This window comes from Streptomyces sp. DG1A-41, assembly GCF_037055355.1.
Classification (GTDB): Bacteria; Actinomycetota; Actinomycetes; order Streptomycetales; family Streptomycetaceae; genus Streptomyces.
Genome location: NZ_CP146350.1, coordinates 4,819,649 through 4,845,918 on the forward strand (window position 1 = coordinate 4,819,649; position 26,270 = coordinate 4,845,918).

General features: G+C 69.2%; 20 protein-coding genes and 1 pseudogene. 13 read left to right on the top strand and 8 right to left on the bottom strand.

All coding sequences use genetic code 11. The features are described 5' to 3' along the window. Positions 1 to 111: 111 nt before the first annotated feature. The 4 genes from V8690_RS22530 to V8690_RS22545 all read right to left on the bottom strand — a co-directional run bounded on the left by V8690_RS22530 (position 112) and on the right by V8690_RS22545 (position 7,516). Positions 112 to 2,310: a xanthine dehydrogenase family protein molybdopterin-binding subunit gene (locus V8690_RS22530; RefSeq protein ID WP_338781513.1), complete on the bottom strand. Its 2,199-nt coding sequence runs from the start codon at positions 2,308 to 2,310 to the stop codon at positions 112 to 114. Beyond that, positions 2,307 to 3,287 carry a xanthine dehydrogenase family protein subunit M gene (locus V8690_RS22535; RefSeq protein WP_338781515.1) on the bottom strand — a complete coding sequence of 327 codons (981 nt, stop codon included), beginning with the start codon at positions 3,285 to 3,287 and terminating at the stop codon, positions 2,307 to 2,309. Before V8690_RS22535 ends, V8690_RS22530 begins: the two co-directional genes overlap by 4 nt. Positions 3,288 to 3,299: 12 nt before the next feature. Next, positions 3,300 to 3,953: a (2Fe-2S)-binding protein gene (locus V8690_RS22540; RefSeq protein WP_338781517.1), complete on the bottom strand. Its 654-nt coding sequence runs from the start codon at positions 3,951 to 3,953 to the stop codon at positions 3,300 to 3,302. A 410-nt stretch (positions 3,954 to 4,363) separates the two neighbouring features. Beyond that, positions 4,364 to 7,516 (bottom strand): S8 family serine peptidase, encoded by a 3,153-nt coding sequence (locus tag V8690_RS22545; protein ID WP_338781519.1) that lies wholly within the window; start codon positions 7,514 to 7,516, stop codon positions 4,364 to 4,366. Between the two features lie 359 nt (positions 7,517 to 7,875). Here V8690_RS22545 and V8690_RS22550 point away from each other — a divergent pair, with 359 nt between their 5' ends. Together V8690_RS22550 and V8690_RS22555 are read left to right on the top strand one after the other, a co-directional pair. Then, positions 7,876 to 8,160 (top strand): hypothetical protein, encoded by a 285-nt coding sequence (locus tag V8690_RS22550; RefSeq protein ID WP_338781521.1) that lies wholly within the window; start codon positions 7,876 to 7,878, stop codon positions 8,158 to 8,160. A gap of 65 nt (positions 8,161 to 8,225) precedes the next feature. Then, positions 8,226 to 8,573 carry an aldo/keto reductase gene (locus tag V8690_RS22555; RefSeq protein WP_338781522.1) on the top strand — a complete coding sequence of 116 codons (348 nt, stop codon included), beginning with the start codon at positions 8,226 to 8,228 and terminating at the stop codon, positions 8,571 to 8,573. A 59-nt stretch (positions 8,574 to 8,632) separates the two neighbouring features. On the opposite strand, the pseudogene V8690_RS22560 reads toward V8690_RS22555, so the two are convergent. Next, a pseudogene (locus tag V8690_RS22560) lies at positions 8,633 to 8,749 on the bottom strand (VOC family protein); the annotation flags it as partial. Between the two features lie 307 nt (positions 8,750 to 9,056). On the opposite strand from V8690_RS22560, the gene V8690_RS22565 reads away from it, so the two are divergent. Next, positions 9,057 to 11,153 (top strand): ABC transporter substrate-binding protein, encoded by a 2,097-nt coding sequence (locus V8690_RS22565; protein ID WP_338781523.1) that lies wholly within the window; start codon positions 9,057 to 9,059, stop codon positions 11,151 to 11,153. Further along, positions 11,150 to 11,755 carry a hypothetical protein gene (locus V8690_RS22570; RefSeq protein WP_338781525.1) on the top strand — a complete coding sequence of 202 codons (606 nt, stop codon included), beginning with the start codon at positions 11,150 to 11,152 and terminating at the stop codon, positions 11,753 to 11,755. Before V8690_RS22565 ends, V8690_RS22570 begins: the two co-directional genes overlap by 4 nt. 535 nt (positions 11,756 to 12,290) lie before the next feature. Here V8690_RS22570 and V8690_RS22575 read toward each other — a convergent pair. Next, on the bottom strand, positions 12,291 to 12,713 hold the full coding sequence (locus V8690_RS22575) for a hypothetical protein (RefSeq protein ID WP_338781526.1): 423 nt from the start codon (positions 12,711 to 12,713) through the stop codon (positions 12,291 to 12,293). Positions 12,714 to 12,974: 261 nt separating this feature from the next. Beyond that, positions 12,975 to 15,950: a GH59 galactosidase gene (locus tag V8690_RS22580; RefSeq protein WP_338781528.1), complete on the bottom strand. Its 2,976-nt coding sequence runs from the start codon at positions 15,948 to 15,950 to the stop codon at positions 12,975 to 12,977. A gap of 903 nt (positions 15,951 to 16,853) precedes the next feature. Between V8690_RS22580 and V8690_RS22585 the strand changes: the two genes are divergently transcribed. The 5 genes from V8690_RS22585 to V8690_RS22605 all read left to right on the top strand — a co-directional run bounded on the left by V8690_RS22585 (position 16,854) and on the right by V8690_RS22605 (position 23,055). Next, positions 16,854 to 17,111 (top strand): hypothetical protein, encoded by a 258-nt coding sequence (locus V8690_RS22585; RefSeq protein ID WP_338781529.1) that lies wholly within the window; start codon positions 16,854 to 16,856, stop codon positions 17,109 to 17,111. 104 nt (positions 17,112 to 17,215) lie between these two features. Continuing rightward, positions 17,216 to 18,688 (top strand): site-specific integrase, encoded by a 1,473-nt coding sequence (locus V8690_RS22590; RefSeq protein ID WP_338781530.1) that lies wholly within the window; start codon positions 17,216 to 17,218, stop codon positions 18,686 to 18,688. Between the two features lie 91 nt (positions 18,689 to 18,779). Continuing rightward, positions 18,780 to 20,552, top strand: a complete 1,773-nt coding sequence (locus V8690_RS22595) for a hypothetical protein (RefSeq protein ID WP_338781531.1) — start codon at positions 18,780 to 18,782, stop codon at positions 20,550 to 20,552. Further along, entirely contained in the window at positions 20,549 to 22,630 is a 2,082-nt protein-coding gene (locus tag V8690_RS22600; protein ID WP_338781532.1) for a hypothetical protein, read from the top strand. The genes V8690_RS22595 and V8690_RS22600 overlap by 4 nt, the downstream gene beginning before the upstream one ends. Further along, a complete protein-coding gene (locus V8690_RS22605; protein WP_338781533.1) occupies positions 22,627 to 23,055 on the top strand; it encodes a hypothetical protein in 429 nt (142 codons plus the stop codon). The genes V8690_RS22600 and V8690_RS22605 overlap by 4 nt, the downstream gene beginning before the upstream one ends. Before the next feature lie 250 nt (positions 23,056 to 23,305). Here the strand turns inward: V8690_RS22605 and V8690_RS22610 are convergent, their stop codons facing one another. After that, entirely contained in the window at positions 23,306 to 23,920 is a 615-nt protein-coding gene (locus tag V8690_RS22610; protein ID WP_338781534.1) for a helix-turn-helix domain-containing protein, read from the bottom strand. 87 nt (positions 23,921 to 24,007) lie between these two features. On the opposite strand from V8690_RS22610, the gene V8690_RS22615 reads away from it, so the two are divergent. From V8690_RS22615 to V8690_RS22630, 4 genes are all read left to right on the top strand, one after another. After that, positions 24,008 to 24,427: a nuclear transport factor 2 family protein gene (locus tag V8690_RS22615; protein ID WP_338781536.1), complete on the top strand. Its 420-nt coding sequence runs from the start codon at positions 24,008 to 24,010 to the stop codon at positions 24,425 to 24,427. Further along, positions 24,424 to 24,615, top strand: coding sequence for a heavy metal-associated domain-containing protein (locus V8690_RS22620; protein ID WP_338781538.1), 192 nt, complete (start codon positions 24,424 to 24,426; stop codon positions 24,613 to 24,615). Before V8690_RS22615 ends, V8690_RS22620 begins: the two co-directional genes overlap by 4 nt. A gap of 108 nt (positions 24,616 to 24,723) precedes the next feature. After that, the gene (locus tag V8690_RS22625) at positions 24,724 to 25,110 is read left to right on the top strand and encodes a hypothetical protein (protein ID WP_338781540.1); all 387 of its coding nucleotides are present in this window, start codon (positions 24,724 to 24,726) and stop codon (positions 25,108 to 25,110) included. A 5-nt stretch (positions 25,111 to 25,115) separates the two neighbouring features. After that, entirely contained in the window at positions 25,116 to 26,234 is a 1,119-nt protein-coding gene (locus V8690_RS22630; protein ID WP_338781542.1) for an SgcJ/EcaC family oxidoreductase, read from the top strand. Positions 26,235 to 26,270: the final 36 nt, after the last annotated feature.

The following is a 26,270-nucleotide window of genomic DNA, read 5'->3' on the forward strand; positions in this document are numbered from 1 at the left end:
GGGAAGCCCGCCGCCGCGCCGGATGGGGGAGAGCGAGGCACGGCGGCGGGCCGACCGAGTCGGTCCGGGGCTCCCTCCCGGGGAGGGGAGAGAGACCCGGCCGCCCGGGGTTCAGAGCAGGGCTTCGGCGGTGATGGGCAGTTCGCGGACGCGGCGTCCGGTGGCGTGGAAGACCGCGTTGGCGATGGCGGGTGCCACGCCGATCTGCACGAGCTCCCCGAGGCTCTTCACACCGATGGGGGCGGCCTTGTAGTCCTCCCCGTCGAGGTAGACGGCCTTGAGATCGGGGATGTCGGCGTTGACGGGCACGAGGTAGTCGGCGAGGTTGGCGTTGACGATCCGGCCGTCGCGGTGGTCGGTGACCGTGTGCTCCAGCAGGGCCGCGCCGATGCCGCCCACCATGCCGCCGATGGCCTGGCTCTCGGCGAGCTTGGGGCTGATGATGCGCCCCGCGTCGTACACGCCGAGCATCCGCCGCACCCGGACCAGGCCGAGCCGGGCGTCGACCGCGACCTCGGCGAACATCGCGGCGTAGCCGTACATCGAGAACCGGCTCTCCTCCTCCGGGGTGTACGACCCGCGCGCCTCCAGGTGGGTGCGGTTGTTGCGGGCCAGGAGCTGCCGGTAGGCCTCCCCGCGCGCGGTGTTGCCCTTCACGTGCAGCCGTCCGCCGCGGACCACGACGTCGTCGGGGGCGACGCCGTGCAGCGGTGAGCGCTCGTCCTCGACCGCGAGCCTGATCGCCTGCTGCCGCAGCTTGTCGCAGGTGTCCTGAACGGCGGATCCGACACTGAGCATGGTCGTCGAGGCGCCCTGGGCGGGGGCCGGTGGCATGGCGGAGTCGCCGAGCCGGAAGGTGACGTTGCGTACGGCCAGGCCGAGGGCGTCGGCGGCGACCTGGGTCATGGAGGTGTACGTGCCCGTGCCCGTGTCGTGGGTCGCGGACTGGACCACCGCGGTGCCGTCGGCGTCGAGCCTGGCGTGGGCGTGGGCCTCTCTGCGGAAGACGTCGTAGCAGCCGGTGGCCACGCCGGTGCCGATGAGCCAGTCGCCGTCACGCGTGGAGCGCGGCCTGGGGTTGCGCCGGTGCCAGCCGAAGGCGCGGGCGCCGACGCGGAAGCACTCGCGCAGCCGCCGGGTGGAGAAGGGCTGCTGCGTGGACGGGTCCTCGCCGGGCTCGTTGCGCAGCCGCAGCTCGATCGGATCGATGCCGAGCTTGTGGGCGAGTTCGTCCACCGCGGTTTCGATGACGAAAGCGGCGCTGCCGTAGCCGGGACCGCGCATCCACTGCGGGGTGCTGACATCGAGCGGAACGATCTGGACGTTCTGGCTGACGTTGGGCACGGCGTAGAGCATCTGCCCCAGCGCCATGTTGGCCTCCCAGAACTGCTCGTAGCGGGAGGTCTCGTACTTGTAGTCGTGCGTCATCGCGGTCAGCCGTCCGCGCCGGGTGCTGCCCAGGCTCAACTTGTACTCGTACGCGGGCCGGTAGCCCACCGTGAAGTACATCTGCCTGCGGGTCAGCGCGAGCTTCACCGGGCGGCCGAGCTCGCGTGCGGCGAGCGCCGCTATGGTGACGTGCGGCCAGGTGCGCAGGCCGTTGCCGAAGGCGCCGCCGATGAACGGCGAGAGGACGCGCACGTTCTCCTGCGGGATGCCGAACACGGCCGCGAGCTCGTTCCGCGTGCCGATCACCCACTGGGTCTTGTCCCACACGGTGAGCTTGTCGCCGTCCCAGCGGGCGATGGTGGCCTGAGTCTCCATCGGATTGTGGTGGTTGCGGGAGAGACGGTAGGTCAGGTCCAACCGGACGTCCGCGGAACCCAGCGCTTCCTGGGCATCGCCCCGCGCATAGGGCCGCGTGAAGGGCGGCCCGTCCACGGCCGGGCTGCGGGTCAGGTCGGTCGACGGCTTCTCGGCGTCGTAGGAGATCTTCACCAGGTCGGCGGCGTGCTGTGCGGCCTCCAGCGTGGTGGCCACCACGACGGCGACCGGCTGGCCGAAGAACCGGACCGCGTCGTCCTGGAAGACGCGCAGCCGCTGGCCCGGGAAGGGGCCCGGGTTGTCGCGGTAGGCCAGCCTGGGCTTGTCGAGGTGGCTGATGACGCCCAGGACTCCGCGCAGGGCATTGGCGGCGCGGGTGTCGATGCCGGTGATACGTCCGCGGCCGATGCTGCTGTCGACGACGACGGCGTGGACGACGCCGTCGATGTCGTGGTCGGCGGCGTACTTGGCCTGGCCGGTCACCTTCAGCCGCCCGTCCACCCGGGACAGCGGCGCTCCGACGGCTGCCTGCGGCTGCTGGCTCACTTGCCACCTCCTACGACGCGCAGCTGGCGCTCGACGGTCCGTTTGAGCAACTCGACCTTGAAACGGTTGTGCTGGAGGGGCCGGGCCCCGTCCGCCGCCCGCTCGGCGGCCTTGGTCCACAGCGCCTCGGACGGCCGCCGCCCTATGAGCGCGCGCTCCACGGCGGTGAGCTTCCAGGGCACGGTGCCCACGCCTCCTGCGGCCACCTTCGCCTGGTGGATCACCCCGCCGCGGATGTGCAGCGCGACGGCCGCCGAGGTGAGCGCGAACTCGTAGGACTGCCGGTCGCGCACCTTCAGGTAGCCCGACCTCAGCGGGCGCGGAAGGGCCGGAAGCTCGACAGCGGTGATCAACTCGCCTGGGCGCAAGGCCTGTTCCCGGTTGGGTGTGCTGCCCGGTTTGAGCAGGAAGCCGGCGAAGGGCACGGTGCGCTCGCCGGCCGGGCCCAGCAGGTGCACGGTCGCCTCCAGCGCCGCGAAGGCCACGGCGACGTCGGAGGGGTGGGTGGCCACGCAGTCGTCGGAGGTGCCGAGGATCGCGTGGGTGCGGTTGACGCCGCGCACAGCGGCGCAACCGGAGCCCGGCTCACGCTTGTTGCAGGCGGCCGTCACATCACGGAAGTACGTGCACCGGGTGCGCTGCATGATGTTGCCGCCGATGGTGGCCATGTTGCGCAGCTGTGCGGACGCGCTCAGCTCCAGCGCCTGCGAGATCACCGGATACAGGGCGCGCACCCCCCGGTGGGCGGCGGCCTCGGACATCCGTACCAGCGCGCCGATGCGCAGGCCCCCGCGCCGGGTGACCACGATGTCGCGCAGTGGCAGGGCGCTGATGTCGACCAGTGTGCGGGGGCGTTCGACGGTCTCGCGCATCAGGTCGACCAGCGTGGTGCCGCCGGCGATGTAACGGCCGCCGTCCCTTCCCGCGTTGAGAGCCTCACGGGTGTCGGCGGCCTTGGTGTAGGAGAAGGGATGCATGGGGAGCGTGCCTCATTTCCCGTGCGCGGTCTGCTCGACCGCCCGCACGATCTTCACGTAGCAGCCGCAGCGGCAGATGTTGCCGCTCATGAACTCCCGGATCTCTTCCGGTGAGCCGGTGTGCCCCTCGTCGATGCAGCCGACGCCGGACATGATCTGGCCGGAGGTGCAGTAGCCGCACTGGAAGGCGTCCTGGTCGATGAAGGCCTGCTGCAGCGGGTGCAGCCGTTCGCCCTTGGCCAGGCCCTCGATGGTGGTGATCTCGGCGCCGTCCAGCCGGACCGCCAGCGTCAGGCAGGAGTTGACCCGGCGTCCGTCGACCAGGACGGTGCAGGCGCCGCAGGCACCGGCGTTGCAGCCCTTCTTCGAGCCGGTCAGGTCGAGGTGTTCGCGCAGCAGGTCCAGCAGCGAGGTCCGGTTGTCGACCGTGACGGTGTACCGCTTGCCGTTGACGGTCAGGGAGACGCGGCTGCCGGGCGGCGCCTCGGCGGCTTCCGCGGGCTCGGCACCGAACACGGACGGCCCCGCTGTCAGGCCGCCCGCCACGACGGCACCGCCGACGACGGTGCTGGTCGCGATGAACGTACGCCGGGACGGGGCGGACGCGGATCCCTCGGAAGAGCCCTCGGAGGGAGAAACGGTTGACTCGGGGGATTCGATGGACATGCCCACTCTCTTGGTCGACGGAAGACGGAGGGCGGTACCGACCACCGTCATGTGCACGAATCGGCGTGAGTACCGAAAGACGGTTCACGCCGCGGTGGACGAGCCGGACCCTCGGCCCGCGAGGATGGCGGCGACCGGGGTCGAACAGGGTCGGCAGCCGCCTCACCAGGCCTTCGGTGCGGCATGGCATCCACTGTGCTGCACGCGGCGCGATACAACGAGCAAGCAGTCTTGGGACGACTCCGGTAGCTACGACTGCCGTTGGTACGTCTGGCAGTAGCAGGCAGAGCGGTCCGACCGCCGGCGGTGGCCTTCATGACGTCATCGCCGACAGCCGGGCATGACGACACGACGGCCGTACGGTTCGCGTACGGCCGTCGTGGTGCGGAATCGAGGGGCGGAACGGGAAACTAGGGAGTGACGGTCAGCAGGGTGGTGCCGACGGCTTCGGTGCCGTCGTCGTAGCCGACCAGGCCGAGATAGGTACGGCCGGCCGGGAGGTCGCGCCAGGAGACGGTGACGTCCGCGGTGCCGCCCAGGGCCACCCGCTGTTCGGCCGGGGTGACGCCGGCCGGCCGGTCGGGACGGGAGTCCGGGCCGATCAGCCAGGTGTGGAGGGTGTACGTCTGGCTGGTGGCGCCCTCCGGCAGGGCGAACTGGTTCACGTACACCTCGTACGTGCCCGGCTCGGTGAGGTCGAGGTACTCGTCGCTGCTGCCGGTGGGGGAGGAGATCTGGTTGCCGTCCTCGTCGAACACCCACAGGTCGATGTCGCTGCCGGCGAGGAAGTCGGACGAGCGGATCGCGACACGGGCCAGCGCGGTGCCCTCGGGAACGGTGATCTCCGTCCGGGCCGCGGAGGCCGGAAGCGGTGACGGCGGTGGTTCGAAGCTCTCGGTCGTGGTGCCCGTCAGGGTGCCGGTCCTGACCGTGCCCGCGTACAGGCCGTTCATGGTCGTGGTGAGGGTGCCGTCCCAGCCCGACTTCGCCTTGAGCGTGAGGGATCCTGTGGCGCCGGTACCGTCGGCCTCCGGGGGGACGGCGATCTGCGTGGCACGCAGGGCGACGGCGCTGCGTACCCGGTGTCCGTCCCCGTCGCGCCAACTCACCGAGCCGAAGGCCCACTTGCCGTAGTCCGCGTCCGTGCGGGTGAAGGTCACCCGGTACGTGGCCGACCGGCCGGGCGGCACGACCAGCCGCTTCGGTGAGACCGTCGCCCGGTAGCCGCGCGGTGTCCGCAGCGTGGCGGTGTAGACGCCGGTGGTGTCGCCGACGTTGGTGACGGTTCGGGTGACGGTCTGCTTCCCCGCGAGGTCACCGATGGAGATGGTCGGGTAGTTGAGGTCGCTCGGGTCGATCTTCCGGGCGGTGGCGCAGGCGTCACCGCCGTCGCCGGTCACCGGGCGCTGACCGAGGGCACACACGTACGCGGTCCAGTCGGCGGAGGTGGAGTCGTAGACCAGACCGGGGTCGTCGGCGGCGTTCGGAGCGACCTGCCCGGCGCCGTAGTCGAGCGGGGTGGCCGATCCGTCGGCGCCGATGCGCCGGATCGCGTTGCCCTCGTTGGTCCTGGGCGCCGCGGTGGTCATCAGGGCCGACTTGACTGCCGTGGGCGACCAGTCCGGGTGCAGGGAGCGCAGGAGCGCGGCCAGTCCGGCGATGTGCGGGGCGGCCATCGAGGTGCCGGAGGCGATGCCCTGCGGGCCCTTGAAGGTGCCGCCGTTGCCGCCGGGGACGGCACCGGCGACGACGTCCACGCCAGGGGCCGCGATGTCGGGCTTGAGCAGGTCGCCGCCGCTGGCCAGGTCCGGGCCGCCCGAGGAGAAGGCGGCGATCGCCGGTGCCTCCTGGCGTTCGGCGCGCGCCGCGCCGAGCCGGGCCGTGGCGCGGCCGCCGGCCCGGTCGATGTACGTCTTCACGGCCTGGCCGGTGACGTTGTCGACGTGGACGGTGGGGACGGAGTGGACGTCGCCCCGTGTGTCCAGGAGCGCCCGGGAGTTGTAGAGCACCAAGCCGACGCCGCCGGCTGCCTCGACCTGCGCGCTCTTGCCGGCGCGGGCGCCCGTGCCGTCGCCGTTCGTCTCGCACAGCACGATGGCGCCCTTGACCTTCGCCGGGTCCAGGGTGCCGGGCCGGCACAGCCCCGCATCGGCGGCGTCCACGCCGCTGCGGGCCGCCCCGACCGCGTCGACGAGCCGTGCGGACGCAACGGCCGAGGCGTTCAGGCCGGTTCCGGAGTACGAGGCGCCGTTGCCGAGGACGACCGTCGTGAGGTAGCCGAGATCATGGGTGGAAGCGGCCACGGTGGTGATCCACGGGACGTTGTTGGCGACCGTGGACGGCCCGCCGTTGCCCGCTGAGCCGGCAACGAAGACGCCGGCCTTGGCGGCGTTGAACATGGCCGTGTAGGTGGGACCGGTGATGTCGGCGGTGCCGCTACTGGGGCCGAGGGAGATGTTGATGACGTCGACGCCGTCCGCCACGGCCTGGTCGATGGCCGCGGCGATGTCCGCCGTCCAGCAGCCGGAGCCCTTCCAGCAGGCCTTGTAGGCGGCGACGCGGGCGGCCGGGGCGATCCCGGATATCCGGGTGCGGGAGATGCCGGTGCCGGGCACGGACGCGGGCACACCGTAGTTTCCGGCCGCGGTGGTCGAGGTGTGGGTGCCGTGCCCCTCGTCGTCGACCGGGGACGGCGTGTCGTCTTCCGCGAGCTCGGGTACCGCCTTGTTGAAGTAGCGGGCGCCGATCAGCTTGTTGTTGCAGGTGTACGGGTGCGCGCGGTCCGTACCGGGGTCGCAGACGCCCCTCCATTTCCTGGCGATGGCCGCGGCGTCGGGGCGGGGCTCCGGAAGGGCCCGCAGGGACGGGTTGGTGTCGTCGATTCCGTAGTCGACGACACCGATGATCACGCCTGCCCCCGCGTTCCGCTGCCCACCGCGGAACTTGGAGTACAGACCCCCGCGGTCCTTCAGACCCAGGAACTCGGCGGTGTCCGGGGCGGGAAGCGCGCCGGTCGCACCCGACGCCACCCTGGGTCCGGAGACGGCGGCGCGGGCAGCGGTCGCGCCACCACTGCCGGCACCAACGGCTTCAGCCGTGCCGGTCGGCCGGATCACCTCGTTGCGCACCAGCGAGGCGACGCCGGGGGTGCGAGCGAGCTTCCTGGCCTGACTTGCCGTCAGTTCAGCGGCGAATCCGTTGAGTACGTACTGGTAGCTGTACAGCGGCCGGACATCCGGCACCTCGGCCAGCACCTGCTCGCGCTCCCGCTCCAGGCGGCTGACGTGGTCGCGTACGGCCTCGGACCGCGTGTTGAGCCTCTTTCCGTGCTCCGGCGCGGTTTCGGGCTGCGCGGCGACGGGGTCGCCGGAGAGCTGGACGAGGTAGGTGCCGGCGGAGTAGGTCTGCCGGGCCACGCCGACAGGCTGCTCCGGTGGCGAGGCGGCGGGAGCGGCCTGCGCGGACCCGCCGTAGGCGAGGGTCAGGCCTCCGACGAGCGCCGGGACCAGCAGGGAGGCGACTGCTCTGTGGCCGGAGCCACGGCTTCTGCCTTCTCTGGGCACTTTTCTGCTTCCTTCTACTGTGGGGGTGTTGGGGAAAATGGTGTTGCTTTCACCGCCATCCACCGCGGACCGCATGGCACAGCTGATGCGCGGCGCTGCCACTGCGACGGCGGCTGGAGCGGTTGGATCCGCGGGACGTGCAGTTGAAGCGCCACGCCCGGGTGCGGTGGCCGTAACCGCCGTATGCCCCGACCGGATTGAGGACGCTTGCGTCGGAGGGGGACGAGCCGTCGGTCCAGGAGCGGCGTTCCTCTCTGCACGTGGTCGGCAGTCGGCTCACCAGGTCTTCGGTGCGGCACGGCATTCACTGTGAGGTACGGGGGACGATCCAACGAGCGGGCAGCATTGGTACGACTCGGGTGAGTACAACTGCCGTTGGTACGTCTGGCAGTAGCAGCCGGAGCGGCCGGACGTATGTCTCCGGCCGACGAGATCGCCCCGGCGAGCGCACCGGCACTTTCCGTCTCGGCGGCGACGACCTGCTGATCGCGCAGGACGTCGGTGGTACCACCCCCGCCGGTCGCGCTGGGTGTCACCTTCATCGAACCGCCGACTCCTACGGCCCGTTCACAGCCGAGCAGCTCATCCGCGAGGCACTGCACCCCTACGCGGACGACCCGGTCATCGCCACCAAGGGCGCCTGACGCGGCAGGGCCCCGGCACGTGGGCTGCCGGTGGGCCGCCCGGGGTACCTGCGTCAGCAGGTCGAGTGAGCCTGCGTCACCTCGGTTTGGAGCGGATCGACCTCTGCCAACTGCACCGGATCGACCCGCAGGTGCCCCTCGCCGACCAGCTCGGCGCGCCGGCCGAGCTGCGGGCCGCAGGCAGGATCCGGCGGCCCCCTCGACGCCGTCGCCAAGGAGTACGACGCGACGCCGTCCTAGCTCGCGCCGGCCTGGCTTGCGCCGCTCGCCGGCGCTGCTGCCGATCCCCGGCACGTCCTCGGTGGCCCACGTGGAGGAGAACATCGGCGCGGCCGGCATCCCGCTCCCCGACAGCGCCTACCAGGCCCTCGTCAGCGCAGCCGTCCGACAGTTACCGATGCCCTCGACGGTGAGGGTGACGGTGTCGCCGGGCTTGAGCGGTGGCGGGTCCTGGCGGCCGCGTACGCCCCGGAATGTGCGGAATGCTCATCGTGTCGGACAGCCGGAAGTCGAGGTGCTGCTCGTACCAGGCGCGGGTGGCGTTGATGTCGGCGGAGTTCAGGACGACGTGCGAGAGACGGACGGGTATGGGGGAGAGCAACTGCACTCCAGCCGGTTCATCACGACGTGCTGTCCGGCCATGGTCCGTCAAGTGGGATCAACTCGACGACAGACCTGGGTCTCAGGGGCGCGTAGGGAGGGCGCAGGGGGCGCATGCGAAGCGTGTCGAAGCGCTTCCGGCAACCTATTGTGACCCCGCCCACACGGCGGCTACCCTTCAACTTCCCTTTCTTCCGCATCCCTTTTTCCCAACTTCGTTCGTGCCACGTCCAGTTGGCCAGGAACCAATGTCGTCTCGTGACGCGGTTCATCAGGATGACCAGGGGGAGTTCCTCATGACTGCACCTCTCGACGGCCCCAGATTCCCGAACGACCAGGCCACCGACTTCGTGCGGGAGTTCCAGGCCACTGTGGCACCCAGGTACGAGAACCGCGCGAAGCTGGAGACGAGTCCGCCGTTGTTCATCCTGCGCGTGCCGCAGGCGTCGTACCAGAGCGGCGTGAACCGCGTCGTGGCCGCCTTCACCGGGGCGCTCAGCCAGCGCGTGCCTTACGCCCATCTGCCCGCCGGAACCAGGGAGGACTTCAGCCCCGTCAGGGCGGACCCCGACTCCCATCTGCTCGCCGTGGATGCTGGGAGACAGCTGTTCCGCAGTGCTCCGGAGCACATGACGCCCGACCGCTTCCCGCAGTTCGACGTCATGTGCGGCCTCGTCGAGTACGTCAGGTCGAACCCGGGCAAGTGGGCCACCACCGATGACATGGAAGCGGCACTGCGGAGAGACGCCGGTGAGCGACGGGCCCAGCGGGGCGGTCTGTTGGCGTTCACCAGGATGCAGGGCCCGGAGGACGGGGGCGGGATCGCCGGCTTCCTGGCGAGGCTCAGCTGGCTGTCGTTCGTCCAGTTGCTGCCCCGGTGGCTCTGGGCCCGCCGTATCTCCCGCACGGTCGTGCGGAGCTGGCTCGGCGCCGAGCGGGTGGCGCAGGGCAGCAGGAACCTGTTCCGGGTGATGGACCAGGTGGCCGCAGTGCGTTCCGTGCAGCTCATGGACGACCCGGCCGACGAGGAGGCGCTGCAGGAGTTCGACTGGCTCGTCCTGCGGGCCCTCATGGAGGACCTGCGCAGGCCCGGGATCGGCCGGATCCTGCCCGGTAGGCGCCGCCGGACCTGCCGCCCGGTCCTGTTCGTGAAGATCCCCCCGGAGGGCGAGCCCGGCGCCCGCGCCGCGGAGCGCTTTCTGCGCTCTCTGTATCGGGTCCAGGGCACAGTCAAGCCGCCGGGCCCGCTCGTCATCGCCGTGGGCCTGCCCTCCGACAGCCTGCTGGAGGAGCTGGGCAATCCGTCCGAGAGCACGTTTCCGGATGCGAGCGTGCGGCTCGCCGACCATGCCTCCGCGGGCACGCCGCCGGTCCTCGTCGACATCTCGGAACGGGCCCTCGCGGCGCGCGGGGTACCCGTCCCGCACGTAACGACGCGGACGTTCAGGTTCAGCCGGTATGTCCCCTTGTCGATCGCGAGCGGGGTGACCGCCTTGGCCCTGCTCGCGGTCGCGCTGCTGCTCCCGCCCCTCTTCTCCGCTCCCCAGGACTGCCTCGGCGGCACCGGGTCGGTGGCGGAGTCCGCCCCAGCGGAGCCGATAAGGGTAGATACCGCCGGCTGGTACGAGGCGGCCGTGAAGACCATCGAAGAGCAGAACAAGCGGGTCGCGCGGTACGCCGATCAGGGCCGGACCGTACGGACCGTCGTCGCCTTCGTGTCCGACCCGCCGAAGACCGACGACGAGACGCGTTTCGACGGGACGATCCCGGAGCTGCGCGGCATCGCGATGTGGCAGGAAAAGCTGAACAAAGAGGCGGCCGCAGACGACTCCCTGATACCCCTGCACGTGGACGTACGCCAGGCCGGGGTCGCCTTCCGCGACGCCGAGAGCGAGGCGAAGAAGCTCGTCGCGGAGCTGGAGGGCGAGGAGAGCGTCCCGACGCGCGAGCGGGTCGTCGGCGTCCTCGCCTTCGCGCAGAGCCGGAACGAGACCCGGGCCGCCCTCCGGGTACTCGGCGAGGCGGGCATCCCCACGATCGGCACCACCGCGACCGCCGACGAGATGCTCTCCGGCCCCGCCACCCGGACCTACTGGCCGTCCACGCCGTTCAACTCGCGCGAGGCCAGGATCGAGGCGGACTTCGCATACACGGAGAACATCGTGGCCGAGCCCGGTGCCGAGGACGTCTGCACCCCGGCCCGGCACGCGATCGTGATCGAGAGCTCCGTGGACCTGTACAGCCACAGCCTCGCCGGCCAGTTCGTCAGCGCGTTCAAGGGCACGCACGATGTGTTCGACTTCAATCAGGAGGGTGTCTTCGGCCCCGATCCGCTGAGCGGCGCCATCAGCCAGCCCGATGCCGGCGGCTGGCGCGGGCGCTGTGCGACATGATCGAGGACAAGCCGGACTCGGTCGTGTACTGGTCGGCTCGGGCCAAGGACTTCACCGCGCTCATCAACTCCATGGACACCGCGGGGACGTGCACCGCGCGCGACCTGACCGTGCTCGGCGGCAATGAGCTGACCAACGTGGCGCAGACCGGGGCCTTCGCCAACAAGGACTGGCTGCGCCTGTACTACTCCGCGCACCGGCTGCCCGGCGACGCTCCGGGTGCGAGCGACAGGACCCGACAGTTCGTCGCCGAGTACGACGCCTATGTGAAGGCCACCACCGAGGGCACGGACCCTTGGCGGCAGGACGGGCACTCGGCGGTCTCGTACGATGCCTTCCACGTCCTGTCGCAGGCGGTGCGCGAGGCCGGACTGCACGACCCGGACATCGACCGAAAGTCCGTCCTGCTGGTCCTCGGTAGCGGCATCGCCTTCGACGGAGCGACGGGATACGTCTCCTACGACGGCGCCAACGCCCCGCCCCACGACAAGACCCTCGTCCTGCTGCGCCAGTCGGGGAACCACCCGGAGGCCGTCCTCAGCTGCGGCGCCTACCGCCAGGACGAGTCGAGCGAGGTTCAGGGACCGCCCTGCGCGGGCTGATCAGCCGTTTCTCGGTGTGCTCACGCATCTCGCCCCATCGTCGCGGAGTTCCGTCGGCCAGGTGGGTGCGGCGCCGGGCAGGCACCTGCAGGAGGAAGGAGCGTCCGGCGGCCACCGAGGTGGGGGCGGTCAAGTGCGCGTCGGCTGGTGTGATTCGCGCATTGCCGGAGACGCGTGATTGCCGATGAGTGCGTGCGCCGGCCTGCCGCTGTCATTCGACGTCGTCTTCTCAGGCGCGGGCGAGGCCGTCCGCCCAGCCTGGCTCGGGCGCCGCGGATCACGCGTCGGATCCGGGCGTGTTCGCTCCGCGCCCGCGACGGCGGAGCAGGAGCAGACCTCCGAGGAGGGCCGAGGCCCCGGCGGCGGACCAGGCCAGGACGCCGTCCGCCCCGGTGGCGGCCAGATCGTGGGGGGGTGCCGTCCTGCGGGCGGGTCCCGCCGCCTGCCACGTTGCCCGAGGCGTCGTCCGCCGTCTTGGTGCCGCGCGCGGCGCCCGGCGCGGGCGCGCCGACGTCCTCCGGGTCCCGGGTGTAGGTCAGCGTGCCGTAGCCGAGGTGGTCGTAGGTGGCCGACCAGGAGTTGAGGATGTCCCGCGCCTTGTCCCCGTGCCCGGCGTCCCCGGTGATCTCCCAGCGCAGGGCGTTCTGGCAGGCCGCGGCCGCGTCCCGGAACAGCAGGTGAGGTTCGCGCCCTCGCCGCCGCGGATGACGGTCGCGACGGGCCGTGGCTGGTAGTCGGTCGCCGAGTCCCGGCTGCTCAGCAGCCGCTTCCAGCCGTCCGTCCAGGGCTGCGCACCCGCCTTGACCTTCTCGGCCATCCGGTCGAAGTCGGCCTGCGTGTGCAGCAGCGCCGGGTGGGCGAATCCGCCCTTCGGAGCCGTCGGCACGGCTGAGGCGGTCCCCGTGGCCGCCCCGATCGCACCGGCGCCGGCACCGGCCGGGCCGGCGAGCTTCAGCATTCCGCGACGGCTGAGCGAACGGCCTGTGGTGGCCTGCTCCAGCAACTGTCTCCTGGTCTTCTCCGGTCCTGTACCAAGGAGACGCGCGCCGCACCGGCGCACAACAACAACTGTCCGGCGGCCCGGTGGGCGAGCGGTGTCGTGTGTGCGGGCGCGTTCGCCGAGCCCTGCGGACGGCGACTCGCCCCCGTACAAGGGGCCGTACCGGAGGAATCCGATACGGCCCCCGACGAACGCACAGGGCCGGCAGGCTTGGAGCACCTACCGGGCGGCGGCGCCGTCCTTGCGCACCAGCCGGCCGTGGGCCTCTTCGAGCCTGTCCGTGATCTGCTCGACGCCGATGGCGTCCAAGCCCTTCTGCCGTCCCGCCACGGCGGCCTTCGCCGCCGACGACGCGGAGGCGAACAGGGCCCAGGAGTCGGCCGTGTAGTCCGCCTGCGCCGGACGTCCGATGTTCTCCAGGGCATGCCGGATCGGTGTCGTGTCCACAGTGCCGTCCACGTCCCCGGAGATGGCGTTGAACGCGTCGAGGACGATCTTTCCGGACTTGAGGACGAACCTCGCCGTGTGCGCGTCGTCGGGCAGACCGCGGAGCGCGTACGTCGCGAGGCGCTTGTCGGTCGCGGCCGTCTTCGCGTCCCGTGCGATCGGCTTTCCGTCAACGTAGACGTCGAGGACGGCGCTGCCGTCGTTGCCGCCGATGACGTCGATGCCCGTGCCGGTGAACGGGACGGTGAACGACGCGCCGGCGGTCGTGCCGGTCGAGGTCGACCGGTACCAGTCCATCGCGTCACCGAAGGAGGCTTTCCGGCTCCACGCGCCGGCGTAGGTGACCGAGCTGTCCATGTTGTCGAGCTGTGCGCGGGCGTAGGGCGTGTACCCGTCGATCTTCTCGACCTTCAGGTTGTCGAACGACGTCTTGTGGAAGTCGCTTCCGAGCTTGACGCGGCCCTCGGTCTGCGGAGTCGGGTCCTGGTACGTGGACACGGCCTTGCCGTCGATGTACGTCGTGATCGTCGCGCCCTTCGCCTCGATGGCGAGGCGGTAGCCGTCGGATGCCGCGACCGTTCCCGACTTGACGGCCCTGCCGTATTCGTAGAACGTCCAGGCACCGGTCGGTGTGATGCGCACGTTGTAGGCGGCGTCGCTGATCGCCATGCCCTTCTGCTGACGGACGCCCAGGGCGGCGAGTCCGCCGTCCGGGTCAGGGAACGAGACGTCGACCGTGGCCCGGTAGTTCTCCCAGCGGAAGTCGCCGACCGTCGTGTTCGGGGTGTGGCGGTTCCAGGCGCCGGTGTCCTTCATGGTCTGGTCCATGTACTGGTACAGGACGTTGTTGCCGCTCGCGTCCTCACCGACCTCCCAGGCGCCGGTCTGGTCGACCATGAAGCGTGGCTGATTGCCGCGCGACCTCAGGTAGGGCTGGGACGTCTTGTGCGCACCGTTGCCGGTGCCGACCTCGACCCTGCCCTCCTCCTCGTACCCGAAGTCGTCGGCGTACAGGACGTTGTCGCGGGTGCTGTGCTTGGTGCCGGTCGCGTCGGTGTCCAGCACCGTGCGGTCCCAGGACTCGGGCAGGCGTTGCTTCGTCGCCTTGTCGTGGCTCTTGTCGAGCGTCGTCAAGGTCACGATCGACCTCGGCTTGACCGTGTAGGTGTAGTACCCGGCGCCGCCGGGCCGGATCTCGTCGACGAGGTGCTTGAAGTTCGCGTCGTAGGGCCTGCCCGCGTCCGGTGCGCGGGTTTCCCAGATCTCCATGGTCGGGTCGGAACCGAGTCGCATGTTCTCGGCTTTGATCCGGTAGGTCTTGGGCTGGTCGCTGTCGTTGACGACGATCGTGGAGAAGTCCTTCTTACGGGGGTCCGCGAGCGTCATGTAGCTCGGGGCCCCGTTCGAACCGTCGACGTTCTCGGTGCCGCTCACCCCGCTGTAACTGGCCTCCGGCAGGGTGCGCCAGATGCCCGCCGTGTTCGTGTCGTTCTCCCAGCCGGTCTTGGCGAACTGGGTGAAGTGCTGCATCACGTAGATGGCCGCGTCGTAGTGGAGGTGGCCCGACCACGGGTCACGCGCGCTGACGAGTTCCTTGTGGCTGTACTGCGCGCCTTCGTAGAAGGAGCCGATCGCCGGCTGGAAGACGTAGTGCGTCCGCTTCGAGTTGGCGTAGCCCTTGACGGAGCGGTTCGCGAGATCGAGGGCGCTCTGGACGCCGCCGATACCGGTGCTCGTTCCGTTCGGGCCCTCGGTGTTGTTGACGCGGTAGTCGGTGTAGCCGAAGGAGCCGACTCCCTCGCTGTACCAGACTTCCTTGTCCTCGCCGTACTTGTTCTCACCGGTCGCCAGCCTGGTGTACGGCAGATTGGTGTCGCTGCCGGCGGGCCCGTCGTGCCGGTCATCGGTGTGGTAGTGGTAGCCGACCGCGTCGACCATGCCGAAGAGTTCCGCGTCGCTGAGCATCGACGGCCCGATATTGAGGGTGGTGTTCTCGTCAGCGGCGATGATCTTTATGCTGTGGTAGGCCTTCTCGGCCCGCTCCCGCTTTTTCGCCGGGATGCCGTAGCGGGGGTCAGCGAAGTCCGTGTCGGCCAGAATCGCCTTCTTGTACCACTTGATGAAGGCCTCGTCCGGATCCCGCGTCTCGTTCGTGTCCGGGTTCACGTAGTCGACCATGTACCCGTATTTCTCGTAGGCGTCGAGAATCGTCTCCTTGTACCACTTGTACATCTCGTCGGAGCCGGTGCCCTTGCTCCATTCGTTCTGAACCCATCGGGGCATGACCCAGCGGAGAATCGAGACCTTGAGCTTCGGGTTGACCGTCTTGGCGTCCGCTGCCAGTTGGAAGCCCGGGGAGCGCGACGCGTCGGCGAGTTCGTCCGCTGTGCGCATGGTCGCGGGATCGGAACCGGTCGACGTGTTCGTGTCCGAACCCATCTCGACCTTGACATGGTTGATCAGGGGGTTCTTCCCACCGAACAGCACGCGGATGAGCTGCCAGTACCGGCCGGGGTGCTCCGCCTTGTAGTCCATCAGCAGGTTGCTCGTGCTGTTGCAGCTGAGCACGCCGAGGCCCTTGTAGGTCAAACCGTTCACGTTGTCGGCGCGAACGTCGTCCCCGTTGACCACGACCTCCACGGGATCGTCCGCGGTGTGGGCGGCGGGGGCGGTGATCACTCCGGCCGCGAGTGCCATGGTGGTTGCCGCGGCAAGCGACATCCAGCCGAGTCTTCGCTGTGAGCCCATTTCGCTTCGACTCCTTGTTCTCGTAGGGCGTACCGACGCCAGACGTTCGAGATTCCGAAAGGTGTCCGCGATTCCGGGAGGACCGTAGGTGGTAAGCGATTTCTACGTCAATCCCTGTTGCACGTCATGCCTCCCCTGGGCGTCCTCACCGGCTGGAAAACGCCTGGATGTCGCGCCAGGGGTACAAGGTCCAGCCGGGCAGGGCTCGGTGCTCGTCGCACTTCGTCACTACGGACGGGAATTGGCCCGGCCGCGGCTTCACCCTCTCCGCGTTCGCGGCGGTACGGGGTGATCAGGCCGGTGCCCTAGTGGTGTTCGCTGGAGGCTCATGGTCTCCGGACAACAAAAACCCCATGTCCGCTCTCACGGGCACGCTGCGGGCACGGCTTCGAAGCGCGGTGGGCGGAAGCGAGTGTGAGTGGGCTCTGCGCTTGGCCCGCTGGTCCGGATGTCCAGGTCGGGCGTGCTCGTGAGTGCAAGCCCTGCCGGTGTCGGAATCGCCGGTCAGACACAACGGCGCCTTCCCGATCCGTGCCGGACAGGATCTCGACGCCAGGCTGACCCGCAGTGCCGAGGCGACGCGAGCAAGGTCGATGTGAAACGCCTGCTGCCGTCGCGCGTTCGACGCTCATCCCTCTCGATGTCGCGAACCGTCCGGCCGCAAGTTCCTATCAAGCCGTAGGGATATCCCCACAGTTCACGACAGTCGACCTGTGAGCGTGAACTCTCAAGTAACGTCTCCGGACACTCCGCTCCAACGGCCTCCCCACCCCCCATTTCGACGGAGACCACCCCATGTCCGCTGTGACGAACGCATCCGGGTCCGGTTCGCCGGACGCCCGATGCAGCTCGGCCGGCTGTTCAGCAACCGGTCGTACCATCCCCCCTCCTCCCACCGTCCTGATGGACGACGAGGCACTCGCGGACTTCCTCGCCGTGGCTGCCGCTGAGTACCAACTCATCACTCCCGAGGTTCCGTTGCCCTGTTTCGCGCTCTTGCTCGGCAGCGCGGAGGCGACGACGTACCACGTGCGGCGTGTCGCCTTCGGCCGTAATGCCCGCACCAGTGATCCGGCGGCTCTACGGGAGTTCCGCGAGACGATCGTGCCGAAGTTCGGGCCGGCCTACGAAAACGAGCACCGCGGTTCTCCAGACACTTGAAGTTGTCTCATCCGAGTGACATCGCGGCATCTCCCATGCACACCTCCGACCGGCACCGAAAGACTGACGTTGCCAGAGGTGGTGACGCATGTCTGTGGGGTCACGTGCAGCTGTTCTTCACCGACCAGCGGAAGGTCTGGAAGGTCGGCCATGTCGCTGGATTGAGTCAGGCAGAGCTGTCAGCTCTGTTCGACCGGCGTCTGGTGCCTTCGGGTACGCCGATCCTGCTGGATGAAGCGATGCGTCCGGTCGAGCCGGTGTCGTCGTGGTTCCGGTCGCTGGCGCTGGAACGCAAGGACGTCAAGACGATGCGTTCGTACGCGTACTCCGTGCTGATGCTGCTGCACTTCCTGCTGGTCCGTGAGAGGGATCTGCAGTCAGTCACGGAGACAGACCTTCGGGAGTTTCGTCTGTGGCGGCAGGACGAGGCGGAGGAGGTGGTCGGTGACGCCGCCTGGGACCGGGACTGGGCTGCCATCGAGTCTCTTTACCGGTATCTGATCCGGATCGGTGTCGGCACCCGGCAGCCCTGGCGGGCGACACCGCAGCGTGACAACCTCGCCAGCAGAATCCGCCCTGACCTGCGCGTACGGCACATGGAGCTTGATCAGTACCTCTACCTGAGGGACGTCGGATTTGGGGGACTGGCTCCGGACGCCGGGCTGGATGTCTCGTTCCGGGGCTGGCGGCCCCACCGAAACCGCGCCGCCTGCGAACTGGCGCTGATGACGGGGATGCGGATCCAGGAGTGGTCCACTTTGCTCCTGCCCGAGCTCGGTCTGGTCGATGGCCAGCGGCCGGCGTTCGCGGACGTCGAGCTGAAGGCTTGCGCCAAGTTCGGACGGCCGCGCTCGGTCTATGTCGCGCCGGACCCGATGGAACTGCTCGATCCCTACCTGCTGCTCGAACGTCCGGAGATCGTGGCGAAGGCCCAGCGCTCACTTCGACGGCGGCACCGAGAGCTGTTCGCGATCCAGCGCCTGGAGGCCGACGGCACGAGGGTCCGCGGGGTGCTCGACGGCCTGACGATCACGCGCACGATCAAGAACATGAAGCCGGACCTGCGACGTCTGGCGGTGCGGGAGACCGGCGACGGCCTGGATCCGCTGGCGCTCTTCATCGGTCAGGGCGGCAAAATGCTCACCTTCTCGGCTTGGGACAAGACCCGCTGGAGGGCCTGGGACCGGATGAAGGCGTGGGCCGGCAACCGGCACGCGCCGGTGCTGCCCAGGCGGTGCTGGGTCTATCACGACCTTCGGCACACCTTCGCCTTGCGGCTTTTGATCTTCCTGACGCGCGAGGCCCTGAACGACGCGGAGGATCAGGGGCTGCCGATGTCCACGTTGCTGGACCACATGACCGGCAATCCGCTGCTGGTGGTCCAGCGCCGCCTTGGCCACGCACACCCGTCGACCACCTACCGCTACATCCGCTACCTGAAGGACCCGATGCGGGAGGTCGATGACGCCTTCCGCGAGTGGACGGCCGCCGGCGGCGCTTCCTACATCACGATCGCCCGCAGCCTGATGGACTTGGAGGACGCCGGCCATGCCCCGACGCGGCCACTACACCCGTGATTTCCCTTCTCCTGTTCCTCGCCCTGCGGCACCGGCCCGGGTCGGCGTTCGCGAGGTGTCGACGGTCGACGGTCAGGGCCGCCCTCGGACGGTGACGTTCGATCCGGCACGCTTCACCTGCGCGAAGCTGGCCACGGAACTCGCTGATGAGTGGGTGGAGTTGGTGGAGGACGCTCGTTACGGTCCGACCTCGGCGACGCACTACCGGCAGACGATCGAGGCGTTCTGCACGCACGTCGATGCCACCGTCCCCCGGCCGCACCGGGCAAGTCTGGCGGGCACCGACCCGGACCTGCACCACGCGGTGACGGAATGGGTCCGTCTGCTGCCCTCCCGGCACAGGCCCGGCTCGCGAAGTCCGGCCTGGCACGCGGGTCGGCTGAGGACACTGATCGGACGACGGTCGCTCCACACCGAGCGTGTGGTCGCCGGGCACTTGCACGGCTGGCTCGAAGGCGCCCTGGGATTGCGCCGCGGGGAGACCACTGAGCTGGACGAGTTCTCCCGGGCCGACAGGAAGAAGATCGTCCAGGCCGCATGGGCCGCCCGCTTCGACGTCGAGAGGCGCCTCGCCCGCGGCTGGGACCTCTCAGCCCTCGGCCGTGATCCACGCGAGGGCGGCTGGACCGAGGAGGCCAACCTCCTGTGGGCGATCGCCCACAATGCCCTGAACTGCACGGAGATCAGCAAGGCCCTGCCATCCTGGCGGGACATGCCGCCGAGCCTGCGGCAGCTGGCACCGGCCGGCACCCGCCCAGTCGCCGCGAAGGCCGCTGTCGTCAGGGGGCTGGTGAGGCAGTTGTTCCTGCACAACTCCGATCTGCAGGCTTACCGGATCTTGCTGATGGCAGCGACTGGCCGGGCCTCGGAGGAAGTGGCCGCGCTTACCGAGCACGACATCGAGTTCGGCTCCTCCAGCGTGACCATCGACTTCAGCAAGGGCCGGGCCCGCGCCCGAATGCGCCAGGCGTTCAGCACGCCGGAGCCAGAGAGCCCGGCTCTGCTGCACCCGGCCCGGCCCCGGCTCGACGCCGGGGAGATCTGCCGTCGGCTGCTGGAACTGAACAGGCCGCTGGCCGAAAGGTTCGGCATCTCGCCTGTCCCACTGTTCCTGCGGGCGGCGATGTCCTGGCCGCAGGTCACACCAGCCAGGCTCGACCGGACGTCGACCTTCGCCGGCTGGCTGCGGGAGCGAGGGCTGTCAGTCGACGGCCAGCCGGACATCCGGCGCCTGCGCAAGTCCAGCAAGGTCGAGAAGGCCATCACCTTCAAGGGCCGCGTCAGCGACATCGCCGACGACCACTCGGTCCAGACCTTCCACCGCCACTACGCGCACGGCACGACCTTGAAGGTGATCGCCGGCAGCGTGATCACCGCAGCACAGACGCGCTGGCTCGACAAAGTGGTGGCCGGTCCCGTCGTGCTGGGACAGGAAGCCGAGAAGTCGCTGGGCCAGCCGAGTTCTGCCGCCGCCCTGGGGCTGTCGGAGGAAGAAGTCGAACAGCTGCGCACCGGGCAGCTCGACATGGGCGTCTCCAGCTGCAGGGACCCCTTCGCCTCTCCCTACGGACGCGCCGGCCAGCTCTGCCCGGTCGCCCCCACCCGCTGCCTCGAATGCCGCAACGCGTTCGTGCTGCCCTCGAACCTCCCCCAGCTTCTGCTCTTCTCCGACCATCTCGAACGCCTCCAGCTGCGACTGTCGCCTCAGCTCTTCCACACGCTCTGGGGACAGAGCCGCGTCAACGTCACCGAAGCGATCAAGGCCCGCACCGACGCAGAGATCGCTCAGGCCCGCCGCCAGATCGCCGAAGGCAACGCGGCCCTGCCTCTCCCCCTCTCGGCACACCTGGAGTTCGACGCATGACCAGCCGCCTGCCGCTCGCCCTGCCCGTCTCGGTCTTCCGGGACGACGAACCCGTCATCCAGTCCCACCCCGTCCTGGAAGGCGCCTGTCCGCCGCTGTTCGGCAACACCGGCTGCTGGGACCTGAACGGCATCGTCCGCAGGGCCCCGAACCTGGCTGCCGCCGGCTTCCGCGTGATCTTCCGCGAGCTGGACCCTCAGTGGAATCTCCTGGCCAGGGAGATGGCCATGATCTGGTTCAACCCGCGCCACCCAGCCGTACTCGCCCGCGGGCTGCATCTGCCACCCGACCCGGTGGCACCGCACACGGTCTCCCAGCGCATCGGACACCTGCGAGCCCTACACGCCTACGGCGTCTCCCGGCAGCTTCCCCCATGGGTCGGCGACTGGAGCGACGACGACTTCAAGACCTACATCGAGCACCGCTGCCAGCAGGGCGAAGCGGCCAGTGCCACCGGACACGTCCACGTGATCAAGACCCTGCACCGTTTCCGGGGGACACTGGCCGGCAGCGGGCTGGCACGTGATCCCTGGCCCGACACCAGCACGAACGCCGTCGTCGACCACCCCACCGTCCCCGAACTGAAGACCCCTGTGATCCGGCCGGAGACATGGTTCCCGCTCGTCCGCGCCGCATGGGCGTACATCAACGACTTCGGTCCCGACATCCTGCGCGCACTCGACTACTGGCACCGTCTCCAGGCCGAAGCCCGCCCGCTGTCCACGGCCGAGGCGGACACCCGCTTCACCGCCTGGCTCGCCGATCCCAGCAACAAGGTCCCCGTGCACCAGCTCACGGGGAAACTGGCGGTGAACTGGCAGCTGCTGACCTTCCTGATCGGTTTCGAGTCCCGCAAAATGGCCTTCTTCACCAAGCAGAACCGCGCTGGCCTCGCCCGCCGGGCCACCGCCGAACGGCTCGTTGCCGAGGGCCGCATCCGCACCAGCCTGATCGACGGACTGCGCGAGGTGACCAGGCCGGACGACAGCCGCGGCCCCTGGCACGACAGTCTCCAGCCCCGCGAACTCGCGGTCGAGTGCCTGGCCCTGCGCAATGCCTGCTATGTCTTCGTCGCAGCGCTGTCGATGATGCGTGACTGCGAAATCCGCGAGATCACCAAAGATGCTCTCACCGAGTACTTCGGCACCCAGGCGGTGAAGTCGGTCAAACGCAAGCTCGATCCCGGCCTGCCCACCGCCCACTGGTGGATCATCACACCAGTCGCCCAGGCCATCGAAACTGCCATACACCTGTCGACGAGCGACACCCTCGCCTTCGCGGCGGTCACCCCGCGCTTCCACGGCAATGGCTTCACCAGCCAGACCGCCATCACGCGCTTCATCAAACACGTCAACCGTCACCGGAGAATCACCGGCCTTGCCGAGATCCCTCCCAGCAAGGTCACCCCGCACATGTTCCGCCGGACCATGGCCATGCTCACCCGCGACTACCCCGGATCGGAAATCGCCGTCGGCATGCAGCTCAAGCACGCAGCCACCCGGGCCCTGGCCAACCGCTGGACCCAGGGCTACATGGATCACGACCCCTCCTGGGCCCGCCTCCTCACCACAGCCATCGCCGAACGTCGGTTCCAACGGCTGCGGGACCTTTTCGACGCCGACAGCCGCGGCGAGGCTATCGGCTTCGGGCCCGGCGCTGACCAGATGCGTTTGGCCTTCGCTGCCGTCCGAGAGAAGGCCAAAGCACTCCGAGCGACTGGAAAGGCCCAGCGAGGGGACATTCGCGTCGAACACGGCCTGCTCAAACGCACGCACCTATCAATCCGGTTCGGAAAGCTCAACCACTGCACCCTGGACGAGAACAATCCCGTCGGCGCGAAGTGCCTCGAGCACGCCATCGTGCCCCCAGGACACCGAGGGCCACTCATCGACCGCTGCCAGCCCGCACGCTGCAGCAACAGCATCATCACCCCGGAGCACCTGCCAATCTGGCAGGCCGAGCACGCCTCCCTGACCCAACTGCGGAGCCTTCCCACACTCCCGGCGAACCGCAGAGTCCTGATCGACCAGCAGATCCGCGACGTCGAGATCGCGCTCACCAAGGCGGGAGAAACATGACCGCCCCAACCCGGCCCGGTCTCTCCGCCACGGCCGAGAAGGCCCTTCGAGAGGCCATGGAACGGCTCTTCACTGGTCGGCCCATCCGCACCGACGGCAAGCTCACCAAGCAGAACCTCTGGCGGGAGGCGGGCGTCAGCCGGGCCACGATGAACCGGGCAACCGCAGTGCTCGCCGACTGGGATAGCCACGTCAGTCACAGCGCGGCAAGCAAACACGATCAGGCCCAAGCCGCGGAGGTCGCCCGCCTCCGCCGCCAACTGCGAGACAACCGACACGAACGACAACGACTCCAGGACGAAGTCGATGCCGCCGCCACGGTCATCGCGGCCCTGCTCGCGGAGAACACGGCCCTCCGGGAACAGATCGCCCAACGCTCAGCCACCGTCATCCCGCTCGACCGAGCACACGCCACACGCGAGTGAAAGCGGCTCGGAACCAGCCTGGGGCCGCCGGGCTGACATAGCGAGGTGCCCTGATCAATCCTCGAGTGCCGACGCGCGAGATGGACGGTGATGTCGGCAGCTCCATCACGGTTGACTACGAACGTGAACTCGCCCAGCTCGACGAGCAGGACACCGTCCGCTGCGGACCGTGAACACCGACGAGCCGGCGGCCGGGCTGTAACTGTGATCGGTCGCAGCGGCCGGTGCGGCGAAGGCCGCCCCGATTTGTTCACCGAAGCCGAGGCGAGCGATCTGCCTCTTCCGTGGCACCGAGCATGCGCAAAAGGCTGATGCGGAGGGCGTCTTGTGCAGCCGGGGCGGACAGTCGGCCGGCATTCGTCTCCTCGCTCGCGGCATGGCCGAGCCTGATGGTCGCCGCGACGAGCCAGTCGACGGGGAGCCGGTCGTCGAACTCCCCGGACTGGCGACCGCGTTGGATCACCCGTCTGATCCGATCGGCGACGGGCGTGTGCCGGTCGTGGTCGGCCTCCGGACTGACGGTGTGGGCGCTGATCAGTTGCACGAGTACGGCGTAGCGCCCAGTCACCTGTGCGCCGGCGTCGAGCAGGCGCATCAGGGCATCCACGGCTGGCCCGGTGCCGAGGTCGGCGGCATCCATGGCGACGACGGCCTCATGGGTGATCCGCTCGACCACGGCCAGCAACAACTGCTCCCGTGACGGGAAGTGGGCGTAGATGGTCGGGCGGGTCACGCCCGCGGCTCTGGCGATCGCCTCCAGGCTGGCGTCGGGTTCGACGTTGAGGACCCGGGTTGCGGCGTCCAGGATGGCCGCTCTGCTGCGACAGGCGTCAGCACGGCGGCTTCGGGCGGGAGGCGACGTCATCTCTTACATGTTGCCAAACTTGTCGGGGACTACATATCTTACAAGGTGTAAAAGATCGTGTGTGAACACCAGACCGGCGGGAGTGACATGCGCCCACTCGGCAACACCGACCCCGAGCAGTTCATCGCCGACTTCTACACCTCCTTCACCGAGGACTTGCTGCAGACGGACGAGGATGCGGCGCTGATCGTGGACCGCTATCACACCCCGGACATCGTCGAGATCGCCGACGGGCACCGGATGGACCGCGACAAGCTCATCGCGCATACCCGTCCAGTCCGCAAGAACCGGCCCACCATCCGTATGGAGGTACACGAGGCCGTCGCCGACGGCGACCGGCTCGCCGCCCGCTACACCCTGTTCTCCTCCCAGCGCGGCAAAGACCTCGCCATCGAGGTCTACTTCTTCGGCCGGTTCGCCCCCGATGGGCGTATGCGCCAGGCGCACATGACCACCCGCACTGTTCCCGTGGATGGCAACGGCGAGCAGAAAAAGGCGACATCGTGACCGCGAGCACGTACACCGTCGCGGGCATGGCCTGCGGGCACTGCGCGGAGTCGGTCACCGAGGAGCTTGAACGCATCGCAGGCGTAACCGCCGTGACAGTGGACGTCGACAGCGGCACGGTGGTGGTGACCAGCGACAGGGATCTAAAAACCGCGGACGTACGCGCCGCGGTCGAGCAAGCCGGCTGACGAGCTCACGGCCGAGGAGACCGGCTTCGGGGAGGGCGACGGCCCGCAGTCCTGACACGAGCGCCCCCTGCGTGCTTGATCCTTTTCCGGGGTCCCAGACGCGAGGTGATGTCTCATGAGACACATCACAGTCTGGAGAAGGACGGCTGGTGGATGGACTCCCACGACCTCCTCCGGGCGTCCCGAGAGGCCGAGGCCCTGGGGATGGACCTGCTCGGCTCCATCCACATGCACCCGGACTGGCACCGTCTGGGCCCGCCGTCGGAACGGGGCCAGACGCTCAGCGAGCGGCCGACTCCCATGGACCGTCATCTCTTCGGCCGGACCGGATGGCCCCTCAACATCATCTGCTACCTGGAGCGCCGGGACGACGAGTTCTACCACGCCCTGGGCGCCTGGGCCCCGCCTTGCCAGCATCCCGGCGAAGGTTCCCAGGGCGCCGAGTGCCCCGAGGTCGACCTGCGTATCCGTACGAGTCCACTGATGAAGGCGTGAGAACAATGCAGCAGCCCGAAGGAACGAACGCACCCGCCCAGGACGGCACCGAGGACGGCACCCATGACGACGTCCGGACGATCCGCGCCCTGTGGGCCGAGATGGCCCGCGGCTGGGCGGCAGGTGACGCCGCGCTCTTCGCCGCGAGCTTCGCGGAGGACTGTGACTTCACGACCGTACGAGGCGACAAGCCACCCGGCCGGGCCGGCATCGCGGCCGGGCACGACGCCCTCTTCCACGGGCCGTACGCGGGAACCGTCCTCGACACACGCGTCGTGGCCGTCCGATTCCTCCGCCCCGACCTCGCCACGGTGGAGGCCGAGTCGACCGTCACCGCCCCGGATGGGCAGCCGCTGACCACCACGCACGCGTTGGCCGTCGTGGAACGGGCAGCGGAGGGCCACTGGTTGATCAGCGCCTTCCACAACATGATCCCCGCGCCCCGCCCGGCGCAGCAGGACCCCGGCTCGAAGGATTCCACCGTGGACGGACCCACCGCCGCGCGGCCGAGGCTCCGCCACCTGGCCATCGTGGCCCGCGACCCGGAGAACCTGGCCGAGTTCTACTCCTCGGTCTTCGCGATGGAACTGTTCCACCGCGATCCGGACGGCAGTTGCTTCCTCTCCGACGGCTATCTCTCCCTCGCCCTGATCAAGCATCAGCTCGACGGTGAGACCCCGGTCGGCTTCAACCACTTCGGGTTCCACATCGAGGACACGGCCGCCACTACCGAGGCCCTGGTGGCGGCCAGGCACTCCGAAACCGGCCGAACGCTTCACCAACCGCCCCTTCGCCGAGTACCGGGCCATGGATCCGGAGGGCAACTGGTTCGACCTCTCGGAACACGGCTTCGGCGGCCCGCGGCCGCCGTCCGACTCCACCGGGGCCTGAACTCCGACCAGACGCTCCGCAGGGCCGCGCGACAACGCGACAGCTGTAGCAGCGGACCGAGGCGGACGCGCTACGCGTGCGCATCGGGCACCGGCCAGGTTTCCCCGCTGGGGCTCCCGCGCAGCTGGAGAACCCCACCGTCTGGCCCGTATGGGCGTGATCACCGTTGGCGTGGCTCGGAGCGAAGCCGAGGCGCCCGGCGTCAGGTTGGACCTGGTCGCAGACTTCAGTGACCACACGCTGCGGATGCCGGCGCGTGGCGATCAAGT

Bases quoted from the DNA above. Each gene is read 5' to 3' on its own strand.
- V8690_RS22535 (WP_338781515.1), bottom strand. From the start codon at position 3,287: ATGCATCCCTTCTCCTACACCAAGGCCGCCGACACCCGTGAGGCTCTC.
- V8690_RS22540 (WP_338781517.1), bottom strand. From the start codon at position 3,953: ATGTCCATCGAATCCCCCGAGTCAACCGTTTCTCCCTCCGAGGGCTCT.
- V8690_RS22565 (WP_338781523.1), top strand. From the start codon at position 9,057: ATGACTGCACCTCTCGACGGCCCCAGATTCCCGAACGACCAGGCCACC.
- V8690_RS22570 (WP_338781525.1), top strand. From the start codon at position 11,150: ATGATCGAGGACAAGCCGGACTCGGTCGTGTACTGGTCGGCTCGGGCC.
- V8690_RS22575 (WP_338781526.1), bottom strand. From the start codon at position 12,713: ATGCTGAAGCTCGCCGGCCCGGCCGGTGCCGGCGCCGGTGCGATCGGG.
- V8690_RS22580 (WP_338781528.1), bottom strand. From the start codon at position 15,950: ATGGGCTCACAGCGAAGACTCGGCTGGATGTCGCTTGCCGCGGCAACC.
- V8690_RS22585 (WP_338781529.1), top strand. From the start codon at position 16,854: ATGGACGACGAGGCACTCGCGGACTTCCTCGCCGTGGCTGCCGCTGAG.
- V8690_RS22600 (WP_338781532.1), top strand. From the start codon at position 20,549: ATGACCAGCCGCCTGCCGCTCGCCCTGCCCGTCTCGGTCTTCCGGGAC.
- V8690_RS22605 (WP_338781533.1), top strand. From the start codon at position 22,627: ATGACCGCCCCAACCCGGCCCGGTCTCTCCGCCACGGCCGAGAAGGCC.
- V8690_RS22610 (WP_338781534.1), bottom strand. From the start codon at position 23,920: ATGACGTCGCCTCCCGCCCGAAGCCGCCGTGCTGACGCCTGTCGCAGC.
- V8690_RS22615 (WP_338781536.1), top strand. From the start codon at position 24,008: ATGCGCCCACTCGGCAACACCGACCCCGAGCAGTTCATCGCCGACTTC.
- V8690_RS22625 (WP_338781540.1), top strand. From the start codon at position 24,724: ATGTCTCATGAGACACATCACAGTCTGGAGAAGGACGGCTGGTGGATG.
- V8690_RS22630 (WP_338781542.1), top strand. From the start codon at position 25,116: ATGCAGCAGCCCGAAGGAACGAACGCACCCGCCCAGGACGGCACCGAG.